Source organism: Methanothrix harundinacea 6Ac (genome assembly GCF_000235565.1).
GTDB classification, from domain to species: Archaea; Halobacteriota; Methanosarcinia; order Methanotrichales; family Methanotrichaceae; genus Methanocrinis; species Methanocrinis harundinaceus.
In genome coordinates, this window is sequence record NC_017527.1 from 439,952 (window position 1) to 457,465 (window position 17,514).

Genomic DNA, 17,514 nt, shown 5'->3' on the forward strand with positions numbered 1-17,514 from the left:
ATTTTATATCAACGGCGGCCGCCCATGTCAAATAATTATTAAAATATTAATAATTAATTCACATCACACCCCAGCAGGCTAGAAATAGAATCCTATATTAAAAATATAATAATTTTAATCTGAATAAGTTGTATAAGATACTGAAGAACATCCACTCACCGTCAGCGAATAGATCCAGGATCAGGGGGTTACGCCTCTTCCTGAAATATATAATGCAAAAGTATCCGTATAGAATCATTGCCATTAACAGTGATCTGATGGGCTGATTTATGAAAGCCAATATGGCCGTAAGTGCGCTGTTTATAACTAGAAGTAACATTGTGGTCCTCGGAGTGTTAAGAAGGCTGGGGATCGTCTTTACCCCCGCAACTCGGTCGCCTTCTACATCTCTTATGTCATATAATATTGTGTTTATGAAAACTTTCACCAGCATAAAATATAGGACCAAGAGGATCGTAGCCATCGGCACGTTGGATATCTCCACAGAAGGAAGTAGCGTGCAGACCAGGGCCCAAGATATCGCAACAATTACGTTCTTCATAACAGGTATATCCTTCAACCTTGGAATCCCAGGAAGCAATTTTGAGCCATACAGAAGATTTGCCAGTATGGGTACGAAAACTATCGGGACGGCCAGGGGTGCGGCGAAAAATACCAGTGGGATTGATAGCAGATACGATCCCAACGCAGTTATAAGGATAAATTGTTTTCTGCCATAAATAAAATTTATCCTTTCGGGCACGTTAATGGAATCTTCTGCCATATCTGTGAGCTTGTTTAGGCTATAGGTGCTAAAAGTAATTAAAAACACTGCCATGCATATCAGAGGGTTCGGAGTCGCTCCGAGGAGGATGTAGCCCATGAATGTTTGGAAGAAACCCGTAGCACCCACGAAGATCGAGCTTACTGTCAAGAAGGTAAATACATCACTTGACCGCACCCTGACGCTATTTATAATTTCTATGGCCGTAGAAAAAAATGATAAAATGGAATAGGACATACCATTCGCCGCCATATTAGGCTATACCATTCTATCGGATTTCAGCATTACCCTCAGGATGATTAAGTGATCCAGCTCACCGAAAATTAAATAAATATACAATATAACATAATATAATTTCCTTTGACCCGTTATTGATATTCCTCGTCGGTATATTCAGGAAAGTTCGGTACGCCAGCCCGGGAGATCTATTCATATGATTAAGATTAATTTTATATTGCAACCCCGCCCGGGGAGTATCCGCCATCTAGAAGGTCGGGATCCGAGAGGGCAGATCCGTCGCTGGGATCTTTACCAGAAGGTCAACACCGAATATCTCCAGATCAAAAAATAACTAGACATTTTCTACTAAGCGGGATTTATTACGATAGTAGTCAAATAGCTCTCTGCCCCATTTGACCGCAGATTCTCCTATGCATATAAGATCGCAACTTAGGTCATAAGTGCCATCAGATCTATAAGCCCCGAAATCTAGGATCTTTTCTGTAACTGTAAACGCAAGAGTAACGTATTCCTGAATCTCATAAAGTTTAAAATTACTCTTTTTCATAAGATCTTTTATCAAATATTCATGGTCTCTGAAAATTACTTCTAATATCTCAGATGTCACAATCAGCTCTATCTCTGCATTATTGCGAACACAGTGGGCAATCACTTCAGCATACCCTGGGACAATTATCGGCGAAACACCCTGGATTCGATTAGATTTTTTCAGCTCGGCAATAAAATAATCCACAGTTTTTAAGAGTTCTGAAGAATCGGCTTCGATGATCTCTGACTTATACAGCCTGCCCATCTTCACTAGAAGTTCATCGGGTATTCCACTAATGTCATGATTCACCCAGAAATCGCTATATTTTTCCATAACCAGGACGAAGTCGATTATCTCGGAGAGCATGGAGGCCTGCATCCTTCCTAGGTTCGTCAGTCCATACCCCTTCTCGGCCCTGGTCACCAGCTTCGACTTGATCATCTCCTTGATGGCGTGGAGGATCGTGGTATTTCTGATCCCCATCTCCTCCTCCAGATCGCTGGTGCTCTTGTTTCCCTCTTTAAGGAGGAGAAGGATCTCTGTTCTAACCTTGGAGCGCGTGAAGGACTTCAGGGACTCTTCCGCCATCTCGTACCTATCGGATGATCTGGCCATATTCCGCCTTCTAACCCCTCGGGGATTGCACTGTATTCATCGCATAATGGCGCCCTTACGGCAAATGCCTCTTCGCGCCGATCTCCTCTCCTCATCCTCCCAGAAAAATGGGCGTCAATCTGGAGATCATGGCATTCAGAGATGAGAACGTCTGATAGTACAAATATCTATCGATCTTTCGGCGGTTAAATTTATACTGTCATCTCCGGGGACCTCAGTGGTGAGCTTTGGAGATATCGGAATAATCTCGCAGAAAACATCCGATCGCATCGGGGTGATCCCCCGGGATCCCAAATAATCGCTGTCAATTGATCGGCGCCGACGGGGCTCGATAAGATAAAAATTTTCACCATTCCCATGAAGCCGGATGGCCGGAGGACCGATGCCGTCCTACTCGAGGTCGATGGCTAGGGGCCTCTAGCTAGCGATGTATCAATTTCTCAAGCATCGCCCCCCGGAGAAAAAGGTTGGTGCGGCTGCCGGGAATCGAACCCGGGCTACAAGCTTGGGAAGCTCATGTCCTAACCCCTGGACCACAGCCGCTCGTTCCCCCTTAATGGGGCCATCTCTCATAAAGGTTATGCTTTGGGGTGGTTTGAGACGATCTCCTCGAAGGCTGAGAGGACCGTCTCCAGCTCCTCCCGGGATAATTGGTAGGAGCTCAGCTTGAACTGTCGGGTGAGGCCGGGCTTTATGCCGAAGATATTCCTCTTCTTCAGCTCCCGATATAGGAAGTACCGCCCCTTCTTCGCCGTCTTGGAGATCTCGTAGAGGATCTCGCTCTTGAAGAACATGAGGTCGTGGCCGTGGGGCTGGTCCCCCTGGAGGTCCATGCCCAGCCTCTCCATCTCGCCGGCAAACCAGCGGGCCTTCTCCACCTCCTCGTCCCACCTCCTCGTCCTCTCGACGACGGCAGGGAAGCTCGCCATCATCGTGAGAATCCCTGCGCCGCGGAGGGTGCAGCCGAGCATCTCGAGCTCCTTCTTGGGGACGAGCTTCGACCTCCGGAATATCCTCGTCGCGAGCTCCTCGGTGGCGCCGATGATCCCAATCGGTCCGGAGGAGGCCATCGACTTGTGGCCGCTCCCGACGATGACGTCGGCGCCCAGGCTCTTCGCGGAGACCGGCATCCTCCCCACGGAGTAGGCGCCGTTCACCGCCAGAGGGAGGCCAGCGTCGGTGCAGATCTCGGAGACCGCCTTGGGGTCCACCAGGTTTCCGTAGTTTCCGTCGGGGTAGGTGAGGACCGCCATCGCGACCCTCTCCCCGCGGCCCCTCGCCCGCGAGATCGCCTCCTGGTAGCCCCCGGGGTCGACCCGGTACCCCGGCCCCTCGCTGGCGGGGACGAGCTCCACCTTCAGCCCCGCCAGCTCCGCGGCGAGGAGGGTGGTGTAGTGGGCGTTGCCGTCGGCGATCACCGTCTCCCCCCCCTGGCAGAGGGCGTGCATCGCCGCGAAGATCCCCTCCCTCGCCCCGTGGCTTATCCTCACCTCGTCGACCTCGAGGAACTGAGGAAGGGCCTCGCGGACGAACTCCTTTATCGGGGGGGTTTGGATCTCCTCCAGGGACCCGGTACAATAGTCGCAGACGGAGTAGCCGTCGGCCCACTCCAGGATTGCCTCTCTCGCCTCGGGGGTGAGGATCCCCCCTCGCTGGAGGGGGTCGATGTTTATCGCCCCAGCCGTCCCCCTCTTCAGGCATTTGAAATGATCGAGATTGTCCAGCATTCCTTATGGGGTTGGTAGATCCTGCGGTATAACCCTTCCCCTGAGCCGGATCTTCGAACCGTCGACGAGGGCAGATCCGAGGCACCACCAAAGAAAGGGTGATATATCTTCCCCGAGGACCTCCCTTAGATGTCAAGAGTCATCGGCCACCGGGGCGCGAGGTCCATCGCCCCCGAGAACACCCTCGCCTCCATCCGCGCGGCCGGAGGGTGTGGCGCCGATCTCGTGGAGGTGGACGTCCGCCTCACGAAGGACGGCTTTCTGGTGGTGATCCACGACGCCTCCGTCGACAGGACCACCGACGGCTCGGGGAAGGTGGAGGAGATGGCCCTGGAGGAGATCAGAGCCCTCGACGCCGGCCAGGGGGAGAGAGTTCCGACCCTCGCGGAGGCTGTCCGCCTCGCCGAGGATCTGGACCTCGGGATCGTCGTCGAGATGAAGGAGGAGGGGCTGGAGGATCTCGTCGTCCGGGAGCTGGAGGGGAGGAGGGCGATCGTCACCTCCTTCTTCCACGGATCGGTCCGGGAGGTGAAGGAGCTCGGGGGGCTCAAGACCGGGATCATCATATCTTCCCTCCCCATAGACCCCGTAGACCTCGCCCTATCGGCGAAGGCCGACTCGATCTTTCCCCAGTTGACAAACCCCAACCTCTTCATCGCGGCCCGGAGGGCGGGGGTCGAGGTATACCCCTGGACGATAAACGACCCGGACGAGGTCCGCTGGCTGAACCGGCTTGGGGCCGCCGGGATCGTCACCGACGATCCCTGTGGGGTCCGGGAGGCGGCCGACGACCCGGTCACGAACGTCAGAGCCGGCGAGTGCCAGTATTATCCCTGCCACCATTTCGAGGGGCAGGACTGCACCTTCTGCTTCTGCCCCCTCTACCCGTGCAAAGACCCCGAGCTGGGAAGGTTCATCAGGTCGAGGCGGGGAAAGAGGCTCTGGAGCTGCGTCGACTGCACCCTGGTCCACAGGCCTTCCGTGGCCCGATACCTTTCAGACCACCCCGCCGCCACGACCGAAGAGCTGAAGAGGGTCGATAGAGCTGGTGGCGACTGAAATAGATATCATGGGACCCTGCCGGAAGGAAGGGGCCCCCATCAGCCGTAAGTCGGAGGGTCTGGGTCCAGCGACGGAAAGATTTATGCACGACCGGTGTATAAGGGCCGGATTATGAGAACGAATCTAGCATTGCTGATCGCAGCTCTTGCCCTCCTGCAGGTCTGGTCTGCTATTGGGCAGGATCTAACCCTCAGTTCGCCGGTGGAGGCCCCTGCGGCCCTCACCGACTTCCTGAACGAAACGCCGAATGCCACCGTAAACGACACCGCCAACGGAACCGCGAACCAATCCATAGTCGATACCAACCTTTCGACCACGGCTACCCAGGGCGCTTTCCTCGACCTGCCTGTCAACGAGAGCCAGATCGACACCAACATGACGACTACGGCCAGCCAGCAGGCCTTCCTCGACCAGCCCGTAAACCAGAGCAAGATCGACATCCAGCCTTCCTGGACGAGCAGCATATACGCCTTCCTGATGGATGAGCCGATGGACGAGCCCGTCTCTATCTACAAGAGGGGCCAGCTGATGAGCGACGAGCCCTCATCAGAAACGCCGGATAGTCCCTACAAGAGGGGCCAGATGATGGGGGACTTCGATTAAACTTCCTGGGGTAACCCCCCTTTAAAATTTGCTATTTAGAGGGTATGGATCGCGAGGCTGACTAATCGCTCGCAAGTTTCAGTCCCATATCGACTCCAAGTGTAGCCGCTCTCTTCTTAGGACCCCGACCTTGTCCTTCGTCGACAGGGTCGCGGGAAATTTCTTGTCGTCCAGCTCCAGGGTGAGGGGTCCACTGTATCCAGAGTCCCGGAGGGCCTTCAGGATCGGGTCGACGGATCCAGAGCTCACAGGAAGGTGTCGGACTCCGTCGATGGTCGCGCTGACGTGGACGTCCAGGATCCGATCCCCCAGGGCCTCGACGAAGGCCAAGGCCCGGGATGGAGGGGGGGTCGCGTGGGAGATGTCCAGGGTCATCCCCAGGCGGGGGTGCTCGTCCAAGAATCGGCCCATCTCATCGGGCTCGGAGCAGAGGTTCCAGGGGGCGGGCTCCAGGTTCTCCAGAGCCAGGAGAACCCCCTCCTCCACCGCCCGGTCGAGGCAGACCTCCAGATAGCGGCGGAGCTTCTCTCGCTCCTCCTCCCTCGCGGGGCGCTTCGCCGTCCTCTTCCCAGGATGGACGACCACCACCCTCGCCCCCAGAAGCCCCGCCAGGCGGATGGCGGATATGCCCTCCTCCATCGTCGCCAGGCAGACGAGGTCGTTGTAGGATGAGGGGTTGAGGTCCATGACGGGGGCGTGGAGGGTCGTTATCCTCCTTCCCAGCACCTCTCGGATCAGCTCCGCCCCCTCCGGCCGCCTCCCTCCCTCCCAGTACCAGGGGGTCTCGGCCCAGAACTCCATCTCACCGACCCCCGCCTCGGCGATCACCTCGGCCATCCTCCGGGGGTCGAGGTCCCAGAGGAACATGGAGGAGGCGGATACCCTCGCCATCCTTCACCGCCTCAGTTCCTCTATCAGCCGCTCGATCCTCGCGAGCCGCTCCATCTGGACCTGCATCCTCCGGAGGAGGACCGGGGGGGTCTCAGCCGGAGCGGTACACTGGTCGGTCCAGCCGTCCACTTCCCTCGTGACCTTCTCGACGATCCCCTCCAGCTCCCCGGGGAGCCTCCCCTCCTCCCGGAGGGCCTCGACCCCCTCCATCACCGCCGCCCGGATCTCCGCCGTCTTCAGCAGCACCAGGTTCAGCTCCAATTCAATCCTGGCCTGATCCACACGTCTTCCTCCTCAGCCGTCCTTCCGTCGATCGCCATCCTGGAGAGGGGGATCGGATACAAGCCTAAGCCTTCACCCCGAACTGAGCTTCAATATCGCCTCTGCCAGGTCTCCACCCGCATCCTTCAGGGCTGCCTTCGCCTCCTGGGGGGTGGAGCCTGTCTGGGCCACCACCAGGTCGACGTCGGAGTCGGGGATCGATATATCCCGGCCCCTCTCCTGGGCGGTGCCGACGACCTGGTAAGACCTGTTCCCCTGGGCGTCCATCACCGTCACTGAGGCGTCCTGAAAGAAGATCTCCCGGTCCGCCGTCCTGAAGATCACCTCTTCGACCCCCTCGATCTCCTCGATGCTGATCCCCATCTGCTTCATCATCTGCTTCATCTTCTTGGGGCTTACCCCCTTGCCACCGATCCCTGGGAACATGGTCTAACCTTGGAGGGGCATCCGTAGTAAATCTATCTGTGGCCTTCCGTCCCCCCGCCGGGAGATGTGGGGCCGATCCGGGGGCTTTCTCCGAGGGGTGAAAGGACCGGTTGGAGGCCATTGAACAAAAAAAGATGGAAAAATTGTTTTATAGCTGTGAAAAAATCTGATTTCATCCCGCAATTATAATGTTTAATTGTAAAGATCTCCATTAAATATGGAAAAGGATATATCCGATGCGGTTTCAGGGCTTCCCGTCGAATCTTTCGGCTTTCGGCTTTATTGGAGGGATAGGATATAGCATCAGATACGGGTGGAGGAAGGCCCCGGGACATAACCCACGTCGGTCCCGTGGACATAAGAGACGGAACATCGAACCCAGCGCCTCTTGGTCTGATGGGCTTCGGCATGACGACGGTGCTCCTGAACATGCACAATGCGGGCTGGTTTGAGCTCGGGTCTATGATCCTGGCCATGGGGATTTTCTACGGCGGGGTCGCCCAGATCATCGCCGGAATCATGGAGTGGAAGAAGGGGAACACCTTCGGGACGACGGCGTTCACCTCTTATGGGCTCTTCTGGCTCACCCTCGTAGCTCTGATCCTCTTGCCCAACACCACCTGGGCAGCGGGGACTAAGACTTCGGATCCTGGACTGATAGCCTACTTCTTCATGTGGGGGCTCTTCACCTTCTACATGTTCATAGGCACCCTGAAGCTGAACAGGGCCCTCCAGGTCGTCTTCTTCACCCTGACGATCCTCTTCTGGCTCCTGGCCATCAGGGACTACACCGGCAGCGCCACCATAGCCACCATCACCGGGTACGAGGGTATCTTCTGCGGCTTCACTGCCATATACGCCGCCTGCGCCCAGGTGCTGAACGAGGTCTACGGCAGAACCGTCCTGCCCCTGGGGCCGGTTAAGCGGAAATGAACCCGAGATGAATCGGACGGCATGGAACCTGCACGTCCACCTCATCTCCTTCATCCCTTTTTTGGCGTCGACGGCTTCGGGGCTGCTCCTGGGTGGGCCCTGCCCGCTAGAGGAGGCGAATTTCGCGACGACAGGGTGGCGTTGGCAGGGGAGCTCTTCCTGGGGATATCCCGGCCCGAATGGCTTCCCCTCCCCCACTTAGCCCTTCTCTGGCGCGGGATCCGAAATCGGTGGAGGCGAGCCCCGGGGACGCCGGAGCTTCAGAAAGAGCCCTGAGGGGATCCTCTGATCGGTCCCACCCCTGGCTACCAAAGGGCCTTATATTCTGCCGTCCCTTATCATCCCTGGTGTATAGGTGATGATGCATTCTGGAGATAGGATCAAAGGCGGAGATATGCCTACGGACCTGATCGAGAAGGTTGACAGCCTCCTGGATCAGTTCATGGGGATCGTGGATGGCCTGGCGGAGGAGAAGAAGATTCAGAGGGGGGTCGTCAGGAGCCAGAACCCCAGCAGCATCGTGGCTGTCCTGGACGCGGCCACCCTCTACATCCTGGCCCAGAACCATGCGGGCGCCCTCTCCACCATGTACACGTACCACCCCGACAAGCGGATCTCTGAGCAGAAGGCGATCAGCAGCGCTCGGTGGGAGTTCGGGTACGAGGATCCGTTGATGATAGTCTTCCCGGCGGTCGTCCTCGATCAGGGCGAGAGGGATAGGAGGGACATCCTCCGGGTGATCGCCCTCGCTCACGTCGAGGCGGAGGTCCTGAGGGCGATAAACCTGATGAGCCTGATGCAGATCCGGCCCCTCTTCGGCCACGCCTCCTACATCGTCGACGATCGGACCGCCTCGGTCCTCCTCCCCCTCACCGACGAGGGCGACGATCTCTTCGACGAGGCGGTTAAGCCGGCCCTGGAGCGGGCGGGGCTCATCCCCCGGAGGGCCCTGGAGTTCGGCGACGACGACGAGAAGCTGAAGGCGATCTGGAGGGACATATGCAGGGCCCGGATGGTGGTGGTGGACCTGACCGGCTCCGACCCCCTGGTGATGTACGAGCTTGGGATCGCCCACGCCGTCGGAAAGGAGTCTCTCGTCCTCTGCCGGCGCGGCGCCTGCCCCCAGTTCCCGGAGAAGCTGATCCGGGCAAACCTCCTGGAGTACGACGGCGGCGAAGAAGGGATGGTGAACCTCCGGGCGGAGATGGCCGAGGTCCTCCACCAGATGATAAATCCGGTGATGGGCTCGGATTGAGGACGGAAAAAGATTGCCGGGGGCGGGAGCTGCACCGCCCCCTCATATCTGGGACCTTCAGATCGGATGGGTCTTGCAGCTCTTATCCATCATGTTGTAGACCTGAGCAAACTCGGTGTTCACCCCCACCACCTCGTCGTTGAAGCCCCGGAGCCCCTCGGGGACCGGGCCGAGGCCGTCGGCCTTCTCCTGGGCGTCGACGACGGCGCCCGGCGGTACGAAGCTCCCATCCCGGAGCCTGACCCCCACCACCAGGGCGAGATGGCCGACGAAGCACCTCTTTCCCAGGGTGGAGGCGTGGACGACGGCATTGAAGCCGACGAAGCTTTCGTCCCCTATCTCCAGGGGGCCGTGGATCACGGCGCCGTGGGCTATGGAGACCCTCTTCCCCAGCCTTATGCTCGTCCCCTCGAGGCCGTGGAAGACGGCGCCGTCTTGGACGTTGCAGTCGTCCCCGATGATGATCGGCGTCGCCTCATCGGCCCGGACGGAGGCGCCCGGCGCGACGTAGACCCGCTCTCCGATCCTGACGTCACCGATGACGGTGGCCGCCGGGTCGACGTAAGCGGTCTTGGCGATGGTGGGCATCGATTCGAGATCGTTCCAGCTGGTCTTTGGATTGGCTTTGATCATCCAACTCACCATCCCCTAAACAGCCTTCTAAGATAAAAGCCATTATCATCATCGATGGTGGCCTTCTCCAACGACCGACCCGATGGGGAGGAAGGCGGGGAAGTAAATAATATAAATTCTCTATAATCAAAATATTTTTATGAATATCTCAACTTAGAACGCATCTCCTGATCGGTCCCTTGGGGCTCCTGAAGGGTTATAAAAGGCGAATTTCTTATGTGGATAACGTATTTTCGAGATAATTGGCGCTAATTTTAAATAGATACGATACCCTAATAATTCAGCCCAACAAATCTTTGGCATGACGTTCTCTTGGAGGGAGACGCCATTTTGGGAAAGGTCTTTCGGCAGAGTGCGAGCTTTGAGCGAGCATAGGCAGTTATCCATGGAGGGTGTCTGATTATGGCAGAAAATATTGAAACCTACGAGCCGCCGGGTGGGCGGTGGATGATAGTAATAGTGGGCCTGATCATCCAGCTATGTCTGGGTGCCATTTACGCTTACGGCGTCCTGAGAACCCCGCTTTTGAACCACTTCAAGGCCTTAGGGCAGGATCCGACGGCCATGGCCATGACCTGGCCTTTCATCGTCTTCCTGGCGATGTTTGCCTTAACTATGCCCCTGGCGGGCCCTTACATCCAGAAGGTGGGCCCCACCAAGGTCTGCATGGCGGGAGGGGTGCTCTGCGGCGTCGGCTGGCTGGCGGCCTCCTTCGCCTCCTCCCCGACGATGCTGATACCCCTTTACGGCGTCATCGGTGGCGTCGGTGTAGGAATCGCCTATGGCGCGCCGATCTACACCTCTGCCCAGTGGTTCCCCGACAAGCGAGGCCTCGCCGTAGGATTGACGGTGTTGGGCTTCGGCTTCTCGTCGGCCATCATCACTTACGCCAGCAGGTTCATGCTGGGGAGCGGCTGGGACATAATGAACATCATGCGGACCTTTGGGGTGGCTTTCATCATCATAACCGTGATCCTATCCGTCTTCCTCAAATGCCCCCCCTCTGGCTGTAAGCCCGGAGGCTGGACCGCACCGCCATCCACCACCGTCACTCGGAAGGTCGACTTCATGAGGAACGAGATGTCCAAGACGAAGACCTTCTACGGGCTTTGGCTCTGCTACACCATCGGTGCCCTGGCAGGCCTCACGGCGATAGGGATCGCGGGCCCCGTGGGCCTGGAGGTCTTTGCCAACGCCGGGATGACGGCGGAGGAGGCGACTAAGTGGACCTTCCTCCTGATCTTGCCCTTCGCCATCTTCAATGGGGCGGGGAGGCCGATCTTCGGAAGTCTGACGGACAAGCTGACCCCCAGGAATGCGGCGATCCTATCCTATGTCCTCATCCTGGCGGCATGCCTTCTGATATACACCAACTACTCCTCGTTCTACGCATACGTCGCCAGCTTCGCCATCCTTTGGGGTTGCCTCGGCGGGTGGCTCGCCATAGCGCCGACGGCCACGGCGAGCTTCTTCGGGATGAAGGACAACGCCAAGAACTACGGCCTCGTCTTCACCGCCTACGGTGCGGGCGCCATCATCGGGGGGATCGTCTCCGCCCAGGCGAAGGACCTCCTGGGGGCCTTCCAGCCCTTCTTCCTGATCGTGGCAGCCCTGGCGGTCCTGGGCATCGTCGTCGCTTTCGTAATGTTGAAGCCCCCTGAGGCGAAGTGAGGAGGCGGCATTCAAGGGAACTGAGGCGATGGTGAGGAGCCATTGGCCGGGTCCCCTGGGAGGGCGGAAGGCACCGCCCTTCCCCCGGCCCACCAATCAAATCCTTTTTTCGATCTCGGCCTTGATCTGAGGGTTCTTCTATCGGAAAATCCTCTCTTCACGCCCCGGCGGGGCCAGAGATCCTCTCTTTTGGGTTCGCCAAATATATTATATCCTCATCAGCCATCTCCTCTCCTCATGTTCAAGCTCGGAGAGTATGAGGAGTCCGAGGCGGCGGAGATAGCGGACTCCCTGAAAGAGGCTGGCGTAAAGGTCGACCTGAAGCCATCGATATCCGCATCCATGGAGAGCGCCATCTACCTGGAGGGGAGGGAGAGCCAGCTGAGGGAGCGGATCGGTGACTTCGAGGTTTACGATCGGTACATTGAGGCGCTGAAAACGGTTCTATCCGAGGAGGTGGAGGATGAGGAGCTCGTCGATCGGTACCTTTCGCTGTTGAACCCATCCTGGAATGGGAGGATGGAGGATATCTTTGAAGACGTTTCGAAGATTGCAAAAAAGAGTCGAGAATCAACCCCCTCGGGCATCGAAGAGGCATCAGCTATTTTAACAAATCTTCTGGGTGCGGCGGAGGCGCTCCAGTTTCTGGACGCAGCCCTCGAGCTGAATGAGATCGATGTTCATGGCGGGGCAGGAGGGGAGCTAGGGGACGATCCGCTCCTCAGGATCCCGGTCGATCCCGACGACTGCGACCCCGAAGACGAGCTGACGAAGTCGATCCTCGCCGTCCGTCTCGAGAAGACGGTCGAGGTCCGCCTCGACGAGATGACGACCCCCCTGGCCAAGAACGTCGCCGACGAGTTCGCCGAGGAGTTCGCCGAGGAGTACTATAAGATCTGCTCCATAGGCATGATCGTCGAGAGGGTTCTCGCGCCGCCGGGAGACTCGAATAAGATCGACCTGGACGAGTTCAGGGAGCTCCTCGTCTTCGAAGAGGATATGGAGGGTTTTGTCATGACGGTCGACGGGACGGCGGTGGCCGAGGAGATGGCCAGGACCCTCAAGAAGGAAGGGGTGATCAAGTTCAAGGGGGATAAGATCGTCTGGAAGGGGTGACCATCCGCCCCTCGGGTCCGAGGTCCCCCCCTTGAATCCCGAGAGGTCAGAGCATCGACCGGCGGATCTCCTCGGGGGTCTTCGGCGAGAGGTGTGCAGGAGGGACGTCGAAGACGGTTCTGGCGCCGATCGCCCCCTCCTGGTGGAGCCTGTACGCCGCCCGGGCGTAAGCGAGGAGGACGGATGCCGTAAAGGCAGGGTTGCTATCGAGCTTCAGCCTGAACTCGAGGACGTGCCCCGTGCCGTCGGCGGTCTTCCCCGCCCTCATGACGAACCCGCCGTGGGGCATCCGGTTGTGGGACCTCTCCATCTCCTCCTGGGAGATGAAGGAGACCTTGGTATCGTAATCGGCGAAGTAGTTGGGCATGCTCCGGATCTTCTCTCTGATCTCCCCCGGGTCCGCCCCCTCCTCGGCGACGACGTAGCACCTCCGGAGGTGCCTCTCCCTCGTCGAGAGGCTCGGGGCCTCCCCCGACCTCACCCTGGCGACGGTGTCTTCGATGGGGATGGTGTACTGCCTTGCGTCTCTCACCCCCTCGACCCTCCGGACGGCGTCGGAGTGGCCCTGGCTGACGCCCGGGCCCCAGAAGGTGTAGTCGGTCCCCTCCGGCAGAACCGCCTCCTCCAGGAGGCGGATCAGGGAGAAGAGCCCCGGGTCCCACCCCGTCGAGACGATCGCCGTCCTCCTCCCCCGGCGGGCGGCCGAGTCGACGGCGGCGAAGTACTCGGGGATCCGGGGGTGGTTGTCGTAGCTGTCGACGGTGTTGAAGATCGACGCCATGGCGGGGCCCTGGACCGGAAGGTCGGTGGCCGAGCCGCCGCAGAGGACCGCCACGTCCACCTCGCTGGCGTACCTCTCGGCCTCCTCGATCGACGACGCCATAAGCCCCGGGGTCAGGGTCCTGATCCCCCGGGGGTCTCTTCTGGTCAGCACCACCGCTGCCATCATGTCGGGGTTCTGCCTCAGGGAGAGCTCGACGGCCCTCCCGACGTTCCCGTATCCCACGATCCCTATCCTCAACTTCTCCATAGCCGCCCTCCCCAGGTCCCCGGGCGGGCTCCTCGGCCCCGCCGAAGTTCTGCCGTCGAGGATAAAGCCTTTTACTCCTCGTCGCCAAACCTGGACCGAAGCGACGGTCCCATTCGAGGGAGGCGGCGATCATCATCCCCAAAAAGACCCCCCGAAGCCTCTCGCCCCGGGAGATGCTGGCCGAGGCGAAGAGGCTCTGCCACGGATCCTGCGCCGAGGGCTGCGTCGAGATGAAGCGAGCGGGGCTCCACCTGAAGCTCCTGGAGATGAGGCCCCACTGGTCGGTTCTGAAACGGGAAGAGCAGGAGAGGACCATCGACCGGGGGGAGACCGAGCCCTTCGACATCGCCATACCCCTCCCCGCCAAAGACCGGAGGGATCCGGCGGGGACCCGGGGGGGGGCCGACCTCTTCTGGGAGAGGTTCCGATGCACCGGGTGCGGCCTCTGCTGCAAGACCCCGGGGGCGGGGCTCTACCTCGATCGGGAGGACATGGAGCGGATCTGCCGCCACCTCGGCTGGCCGATGAAGCGGCTTGAGGCCCTCTGCAGGTATGACAGGCAGCTGAAGGCCTGGGCCCTCCGGCAGCCCTGCCCCTTCTACGACCCCGAAGAAGGTTGCACCATCTATCCAGCCCGGCCTAAGACCTGCACTCGATACCCCCTCCACCCTCCCCTCAGGGAGGTGCCGTACCATTTGGCCGTCGACGCCTTCTGCCCCGCGGCGAGGAGCTTCGTCAAAGAGACCCTGGGATGGTGGATCGTCTGCGAGACTAACTGGGCCCGGATCCTGAAGGGGCTGGAGGAGGAAGGGGCGTCGGAGGATGGGGAGGTTGAGGGTTGAGGTCAAGAGGGGTCCGAACCCGCCGAGATCGATGGGGCGGATGAATCCCCGGCTGGAAGAAGGAGCCGATGGGCGACATCCGCCCTTCAGATCATCTCTTCTGCCACCATATAATCCACGATCTCGCAGAACCCCGGCCCGAACTCCTCCCCTGAGACGTAGTCTGCCTTCGCCTTCAGCTCCGGGACTCCGTTTGCTACGGCCGCCCGAAACCCCGCCACCCTGAACATGGGAAGGTCGCTTATGCTGTCGCCAACGGCCGCCACCTCCTCCTGGGAGAGGCCGAGCCGGTCCATCACCTTCGCGAGGGCGCGCCCCTTGTCCACCTTCCTGTCCTTTATGTGGACGGCGAAGCCGCTGTCGACGAGATCGGCTTCCAGCCCCCATCCTCGGAGGCGGGATTCGGCCTCCTGGATCTCGAAGTTCGATTCGACGACGAGGTCGGTGATCCTGTACCTTGAGTCCTTCTTGGCCAGCGGGTAGACCTCTTTTAGGCGACGGTAAGCCTCCTGGCAGATGGCGGGGTCGGAGAGGAGTTCCATCTCTCCCTCGCCCCAGGATATGACGCCGCCGTTCTCGGCGATGAAGGTCCTGCTCGTCCCCAGGAGGACGGCCGCAGCCCTGGTGAAGCAGTGGACGTTCCCCGAGACGAGGATGACCGTGGTGCGGGAGTTGAGCCTTCCGACCGCCTCCACCGCCCTGGGGTGCAGAAGCCTTTGATCGTCGGTGATGGTGCCGTCGATGTCGAGGGCCAAGGCCCGGATCAATCCATCAGCCCCGCAGAGGTGACTGCGAAGACCGCCTCGCCGTCGGGGAGGTTCGGAGAGTCGATGAGCCTTGCGATCCTCTTCTCCCCCTTGGACTTCCGGAGGTAGATCCGGAAGGTGGCGGTGTGGCCGACGATGTGGCCACCCACCGGCTTCGTCGGGTCGCCGAAGAAGGCGTCGGGCTTGGCCATCACCTGGTTTGTCACCAGGACGACGGCGTTGTTGAGGTCTGCAAAGCGCATCAGGGTGTGGAGGTGCTTGTTCAGCTTCTGCTGCCGGTCGGCCAGGGTCCCCCGGCCGACGTACTCGGCCCGGAAGTGGGCGGTGAGGGAGTCGACGATGAGGAGCCTCGCCGGCTTCCCCGACTTCTTCATCTTCTCTGCGAGGTCGAGGGCGCTCTCGGCGAGGAGGATCTGATGGTTGGAGTTGTAGGCCCGAGCGACGTGGATGTTCCTCAAAAATTCCTCCGGCTCCCGGGGCTTCTCCGGCTCCCCGGAGGGGGGGAGCCCCTCCACCATCTGGGCGATCCTCTCGGGCCTGAAGGTGTTCTCGGTATCGATGATTATGACGGAGCCGTTGAGGCCGCCCTCCTCCGCCGGGAGCTGGACGTTCACCGCCACCTGATGGGCCACCTGGGTCTTCCCGGAGCCGAACTCGCCGTACACCTCCACGATCGCCTGGGTCTCAAAACCCCCTCCCATCAGGGCGTCGAAGGTCTCGCTCCCCGTCGTCACCTTGCCGACGAGCTTCCTCCTCTCCATCACCATATCGCCGGTCTCAAAGCCCCCGATGTCGGCGGCCGCCCTCGCCGAGGCTATGATCTTCGCCGCCGTCGACTCCCCCACGTCGGCACAGGCCGCCAGCTGCGCCGGCGAGGCGACGGCCAGGGCCTCGACGCTGGCAAACCCCGCCTCCCTCAGCTTCTCCGCCGTGGCCGGACCGACCCCGGAGAGATCCTCGAGTAATACTTCAGCCATATTTCACCAATCCTCCATCCACCCTCAGGCCTTAACCCCTCTCCTCGGGCGGGGCGAAAGTAACCCTGGTGCTCCACCCACAGCTCAGCTCCACATCGCCGTTCCACCCCGCCCGAGCCATGCAGTCGACGATATCTATCCTGGAGCCGAGGTCGAGGTCCTCGATCAGCCGGACCTGGTCGTTCCAGAGGGCGACCCTCACCCGGCCCGTTCCGTCGGAGACGTAGATGTTCGCCACCCTTCCGACGGTCCCGTCGTCCCGCTCGAACTCCCGGACCTCCCCGAGGCCGGATACGAAGCCGGAGATGCTGCAGATCGATCCGGCGGCGAGGTCCGAGACCTGGGTCATCTTCTCCTGGTACTCGACGGGAACATCGCTCTTTTTCACGACCGAGTACCCTCCGGCCTGGACCTCCACCGATCCGTACCTCTCTCGGGAGAGGGCGTTCGTCACCTCCAGGGCGTCGCCCTCGGCGAGGTCGATCTCCGCCTTCTCGTTCCAGAGGGTGAGCCTTATCTTCCCGGAGCTGTCGCCGAGGATGACGGACCTGACGAGGCCCACGGAGCCGTCCCGCCGGGAGAACTCCCGGACCGTCCCCGGGTCGAGGACCCTGGCGAGGATGTGGATGTCCCCCATATCCGCCCTCACCTCGGAGATCTTGAGGGGCTCCGTCCGGGTGGTGATCTCCGCCTCCACCTCCTCGAGGCCGCCCCGGTCCACCGTCACCTCGGTCCCGAAGTACCCCTCCCGGGTGAAGCCCCGGACCCGCAGGGTCTGGTCGAGGTGGAGCTCCCCGGTGGATACGGGCTCCGCCAGCTCGTCCCAGAGGACGATCCTGACGCTCCCGGTCTCGTCGGCGAGGGTGACGTTGGCGACCCTCCCCACGCCCCCGCCGCTCCGGGGGAACTCGTGGACCTCAGAGATGGCGACGACCTTTCCGACGAAGGTGACCTTCCCCGTCTCGGGCCTGATCCGGTCGATCTTCAGCTCCACCTCGCCGAACTCCCGGGCTACGAGCATCGCTGCCGTCCTCCGGTCGCAGAGCTCCCCCATCAGCTCGACCTTCTCTCCGACCCTCTCCTCGAACTCCTCGGGGGAGATCATATCCTTGATCTGCTCGTAGACCTCCCCGATCTCCTGGTCCATGCCGC

18 protein-coding genes and 1 tRNA gene are annotated in these 17,514 nt (G+C 59.9%); 7 read left to right on the top strand and 12 right to left on the bottom strand.

Going from position 1 to position 17,514, the window contains the following annotated elements:
• Nucleotides 1-97: 97 nt before the first annotated feature.
• From MHAR_RS02190 to pscS, 4 genes are all read right to left on the bottom strand, one after another.
• Nucleotides 98-1,015, bottom strand: coding sequence for a UbiA family prenyltransferase (locus MHAR_RS02190; RefSeq protein WP_048144266.1), 918 nt, complete (start codon nucleotides 1,013-1,015; stop codon nucleotides 98-100).
• A gap of 319 nt (nucleotides 1,016-1,334) precedes the next feature.
• Nucleotides 1,335-2,120: a helix-turn-helix transcriptional regulator gene (locus MHAR_RS02195; RefSeq protein ID WP_048144267.1), complete on the bottom strand. Its 786-nt coding sequence runs from the start codon at nucleotides 2,118-2,120 to the stop codon at nucleotides 1,335-1,337.
• A 495-nt stretch (nucleotides 2,121-2,615) separates the two neighbouring features.
• A tRNA-Gly gene (locus tag MHAR_RS02200) sits at nucleotides 2,616-2,690 on the bottom strand.
• Nucleotides 2,691-2,725: 35 nt separating this feature from the next.
• Nucleotides 2,726-3,874, bottom strand: coding sequence for an O-phospho-L-seryl-tRNA:Cys-tRNA synthase (gene pscS / locus MHAR_RS02205; RefSeq protein WP_014585997.1), 1,149 nt, complete (start codon nucleotides 3,872-3,874; stop codon nucleotides 2,726-2,728).
• A gap of 129 nt (nucleotides 3,875-4,003) precedes the next feature.
• On the opposite strand from pscS, the gene MHAR_RS02210 reads away from it, so the two are divergent.
• Entirely contained in the window at nucleotides 4,004-4,933 is a 930-nt protein-coding gene (locus MHAR_RS02210) for a glycerophosphodiester phosphodiesterase family protein (protein ID WP_014585998.1), read from the top strand.
• Nucleotides 4,934-5,047: 114 nt separating this feature from the next.
• On the top strand, nucleotides 5,048-5,539 hold the full coding sequence (locus MHAR_RS02215; protein ID WP_143763236.1) for a hypothetical protein: 492 nt from the start codon (nucleotides 5,048-5,050) through the stop codon (nucleotides 5,537-5,539).
• Between the two features lie 78 nt (nucleotides 5,540-5,617).
• Here the strand turns inward: MHAR_RS02215 and MHAR_RS02220 are convergent, their stop codons facing one another.
• From MHAR_RS02220 to MHAR_RS02230, 3 genes are all read right to left on the bottom strand, one after another.
• A complete protein-coding gene (locus tag MHAR_RS02220; RefSeq protein ID WP_014586000.1) occupies nucleotides 5,618-6,430 on the bottom strand; it encodes a sugar phosphate isomerase/epimerase family protein in 813 nt (270 codons plus the stop codon).
• A gap of 3 nt (nucleotides 6,431-6,433) precedes the next feature.
• Nucleotides 6,434-6,712, bottom strand: coding sequence for a hypothetical protein (locus MHAR_RS02225; protein ID WP_014586001.1), 279 nt, complete (start codon nucleotides 6,710-6,712; stop codon nucleotides 6,434-6,436).
• 72 nt (nucleotides 6,713-6,784) lie between these two features.
• On the bottom strand, nucleotides 6,785-7,138 hold the full coding sequence (locus MHAR_RS02230) for a nascent polypeptide-associated complex protein (RefSeq protein ID WP_014586002.1): 354 nt from the start codon (nucleotides 7,136-7,138) through the stop codon (nucleotides 6,785-6,787).
• Nucleotides 7,139-7,546: 408 nt separating this feature from the next.
• On the opposite strand from MHAR_RS02230, the gene MHAR_RS02235 reads away from it, so the two are divergent.
• Together MHAR_RS02235 and MHAR_RS02240 are read left to right on the top strand one after the other, a co-directional pair.
• Nucleotides 7,547-8,071, top strand: coding sequence for an acetate uptake transporter (locus MHAR_RS02235; protein ID WP_014586003.1), 525 nt, complete (start codon nucleotides 7,547-7,549; stop codon nucleotides 8,069-8,071).
• A gap of 394 nt (nucleotides 8,072-8,465) precedes the next feature.
• Nucleotides 8,466-9,326 (top strand): hypothetical protein, encoded by an 861-nt coding sequence (locus tag MHAR_RS02240; RefSeq protein ID WP_048144270.1) that lies wholly within the window; start codon nucleotides 8,466-8,468, stop codon nucleotides 9,324-9,326.
• A 57-nt stretch (nucleotides 9,327-9,383) separates the two neighbouring features.
• On the opposite strand, the gene MHAR_RS02245 is transcribed toward MHAR_RS02240, so the two are convergent.
• Nucleotides 9,384-9,959, bottom strand: coding sequence for a gamma carbonic anhydrase family protein (locus tag MHAR_RS02245; protein WP_014586005.1), 576 nt, complete (start codon nucleotides 9,957-9,959; stop codon nucleotides 9,384-9,386).
• Between the two features lie 447 nt (nucleotides 9,960-10,406).
• Between MHAR_RS02245 and MHAR_RS02250 the strand changes: the two genes are divergently transcribed.
• The gene (locus MHAR_RS02250) at nucleotides 10,407-11,630 is read left to right on the top strand and encodes an L-lactate MFS transporter (protein WP_228369596.1); all 1,224 of its coding nucleotides are present in this window, start codon (nucleotides 10,407-10,409) and stop codon (nucleotides 11,628-11,630) included.
• A gap of 237 nt (nucleotides 11,631-11,867) precedes the next feature.
• Nucleotides 11,868-12,746 (top strand): hypothetical protein, encoded by an 879-nt coding sequence (locus MHAR_RS02255; RefSeq protein WP_048144271.1) that lies wholly within the window; start codon nucleotides 11,868-11,870, stop codon nucleotides 12,744-12,746.
• A gap of 46 nt (nucleotides 12,747-12,792) precedes the next feature.
• Here the strand turns inward: MHAR_RS02255 and MHAR_RS02260 are convergent, their stop codons facing one another.
• Nucleotides 12,793-13,776 (bottom strand): diaminopimelate dehydrogenase, encoded by a 984-nt coding sequence (locus MHAR_RS02260; RefSeq protein WP_014586008.1) that lies wholly within the window; start codon nucleotides 13,774-13,776, stop codon nucleotides 12,793-12,795.
• Nucleotides 13,777-13,949: 173 nt separating this feature from the next.
• On the opposite strand from MHAR_RS02260, the gene MHAR_RS02265 reads away from it, so the two are divergent.
• Nucleotides 13,950-14,618: a YkgJ family cysteine cluster protein gene (locus tag MHAR_RS02265; protein WP_014586009.1), complete on the top strand. Its 669-nt coding sequence runs from the start codon at nucleotides 13,950-13,952 to the stop codon at nucleotides 14,616-14,618.
• Nucleotides 14,619-14,704: 86 nt separating this feature from the next.
• Here MHAR_RS02265 and MHAR_RS02270 read toward each other — a convergent pair whose 3' ends face one another.
• The 3 genes from MHAR_RS02270 to MHAR_RS02280 are packed head-to-tail and all read right to left on the bottom strand — an operon-like array spanning nucleotide 14,705 to nucleotide 17,509.
• Entirely contained in the window at nucleotides 14,705-15,385 is a 681-nt protein-coding gene (locus MHAR_RS02270; RefSeq protein ID WP_048144272.1) for a phosphoglycolate phosphatase, read from the bottom strand.
• Nucleotides 15,382-16,362, bottom strand: a complete 981-nt coding sequence (gene radA, locus MHAR_RS02275) for a DNA repair and recombination protein RadA (protein ID WP_014586011.1) — start codon at nucleotides 16,360-16,362, stop codon at nucleotides 15,382-15,384. Before radA ends, MHAR_RS02270 begins: the two co-directional genes overlap by 4 nt.
• A 31-nt stretch (nucleotides 16,363-16,393) precedes the next feature.
• Complete coding sequence (locus tag MHAR_RS02280; RefSeq protein WP_014586012.1) at nucleotides 16,394-17,509, bottom strand: OB-fold nucleic acid binding domain-containing protein; 1,116 nt, start codon at nucleotides 17,507-17,509, stop codon at nucleotides 16,394-16,396.
• Nucleotides 17,510-17,514 lie beyond the last annotated feature (5 nt).

What these genes read in the sequence shown, in the direction of transcription:
- MHAR_RS02240 (WP_048144270.1), top strand. Translation starts at nt 8,466, where the DNA reads ATGCCTACGGACCTGATCGAGAAGGTTGACAGCCTCCTGGATCAGTTC.
- MHAR_RS02215 (WP_143763236.1), top strand. Translation starts at nt 5,048, where the DNA reads ATGAGAACGAATCTAGCATTGCTGATCGCAGCTCTTGCCCTCCTGCAG.
- MHAR_RS02235 (WP_014586003.1), top strand. Translation starts at nt 7,547, where the DNA reads ATGACGACGGTGCTCCTGAACATGCACAATGCGGGCTGGTTTGAGCTC.
- MHAR_RS02280 (WP_014586012.1), bottom strand. Translation starts at nt 17,509, where the DNA reads ATGGACCAGGAGATCGGGGAGGTCTACGAGCAGATCAAGGATATGATC.
- MHAR_RS02195 (WP_048144267.1), bottom strand. Translation starts at nt 2,120, where the DNA reads ATGGCGGAAGAGTCCCTGAAGTCCTTCACGCGCTCCAAGGTTAGAACA.
- radA (WP_014586011.1), bottom strand. Translation starts at nt 16,362, where the DNA reads ATGGCTGAAGTATTACTCGAGGATCTCTCCGGGGTCGGTCCGGCCACG.
- MHAR_RS02230 (WP_014586002.1), bottom strand. Translation starts at nt 7,138, where the DNA reads ATGTTCCCAGGGATCGGTGGCAAGGGGGTAAGCCCCAAGAAGATGAAG.
- MHAR_RS02255 (WP_048144271.1), top strand. Translation starts at nt 11,868, where the DNA reads ATGTTCAAGCTCGGAGAGTATGAGGAGTCCGAGGCGGCGGAGATAGCG.
- MHAR_RS02245 (WP_014586005.1), bottom strand. Translation starts at nt 9,959, where the DNA reads ATGATCAAAGCCAATCCAAAGACCAGCTGGAACGATCTCGAATCGATG.
- MHAR_RS02220 (WP_014586000.1), bottom strand. Translation starts at nt 6,430, where the DNA reads ATGGCGAGGGTATCCGCCTCCTCCATGTTCCTCTGGGACCTCGACCCC.
- pscS (WP_014585997.1), bottom strand. Translation starts at nt 3,874, where the DNA reads ATGCTGGACAATCTCGATCATTTCAAATGCCTGAAGAGGGGGACGGCT.
- MHAR_RS02210 (WP_014585998.1), top strand. Translation starts at nt 4,004, where the DNA reads ATGTCAAGAGTCATCGGCCACCGGGGCGCGAGGTCCATCGCCCCCGAG.
- MHAR_RS02265 (WP_014586009.1), top strand. Translation starts at nt 13,950, where the DNA reads ATGCTGGCCGAGGCGAAGAGGCTCTGCCACGGATCCTGCGCCGAGGGC.
- MHAR_RS02250 (WP_228369596.1), top strand. Translation starts at nt 10,407, where the DNA reads ATGATAGTAATAGTGGGCCTGATCATCCAGCTATGTCTGGGTGCCATT.
- MHAR_RS02190 (WP_048144266.1), bottom strand. Translation starts at nt 1,015, where the DNA reads ATGGCGGCGAATGGTATGTCCTATTCCATTTTATCATTTTTTTCTACG.
- MHAR_RS02260 (WP_014586008.1), bottom strand. Translation starts at nt 13,776, where the DNA reads ATGGAGAAGTTGAGGATAGGGATCGTGGGATACGGGAACGTCGGGAGG.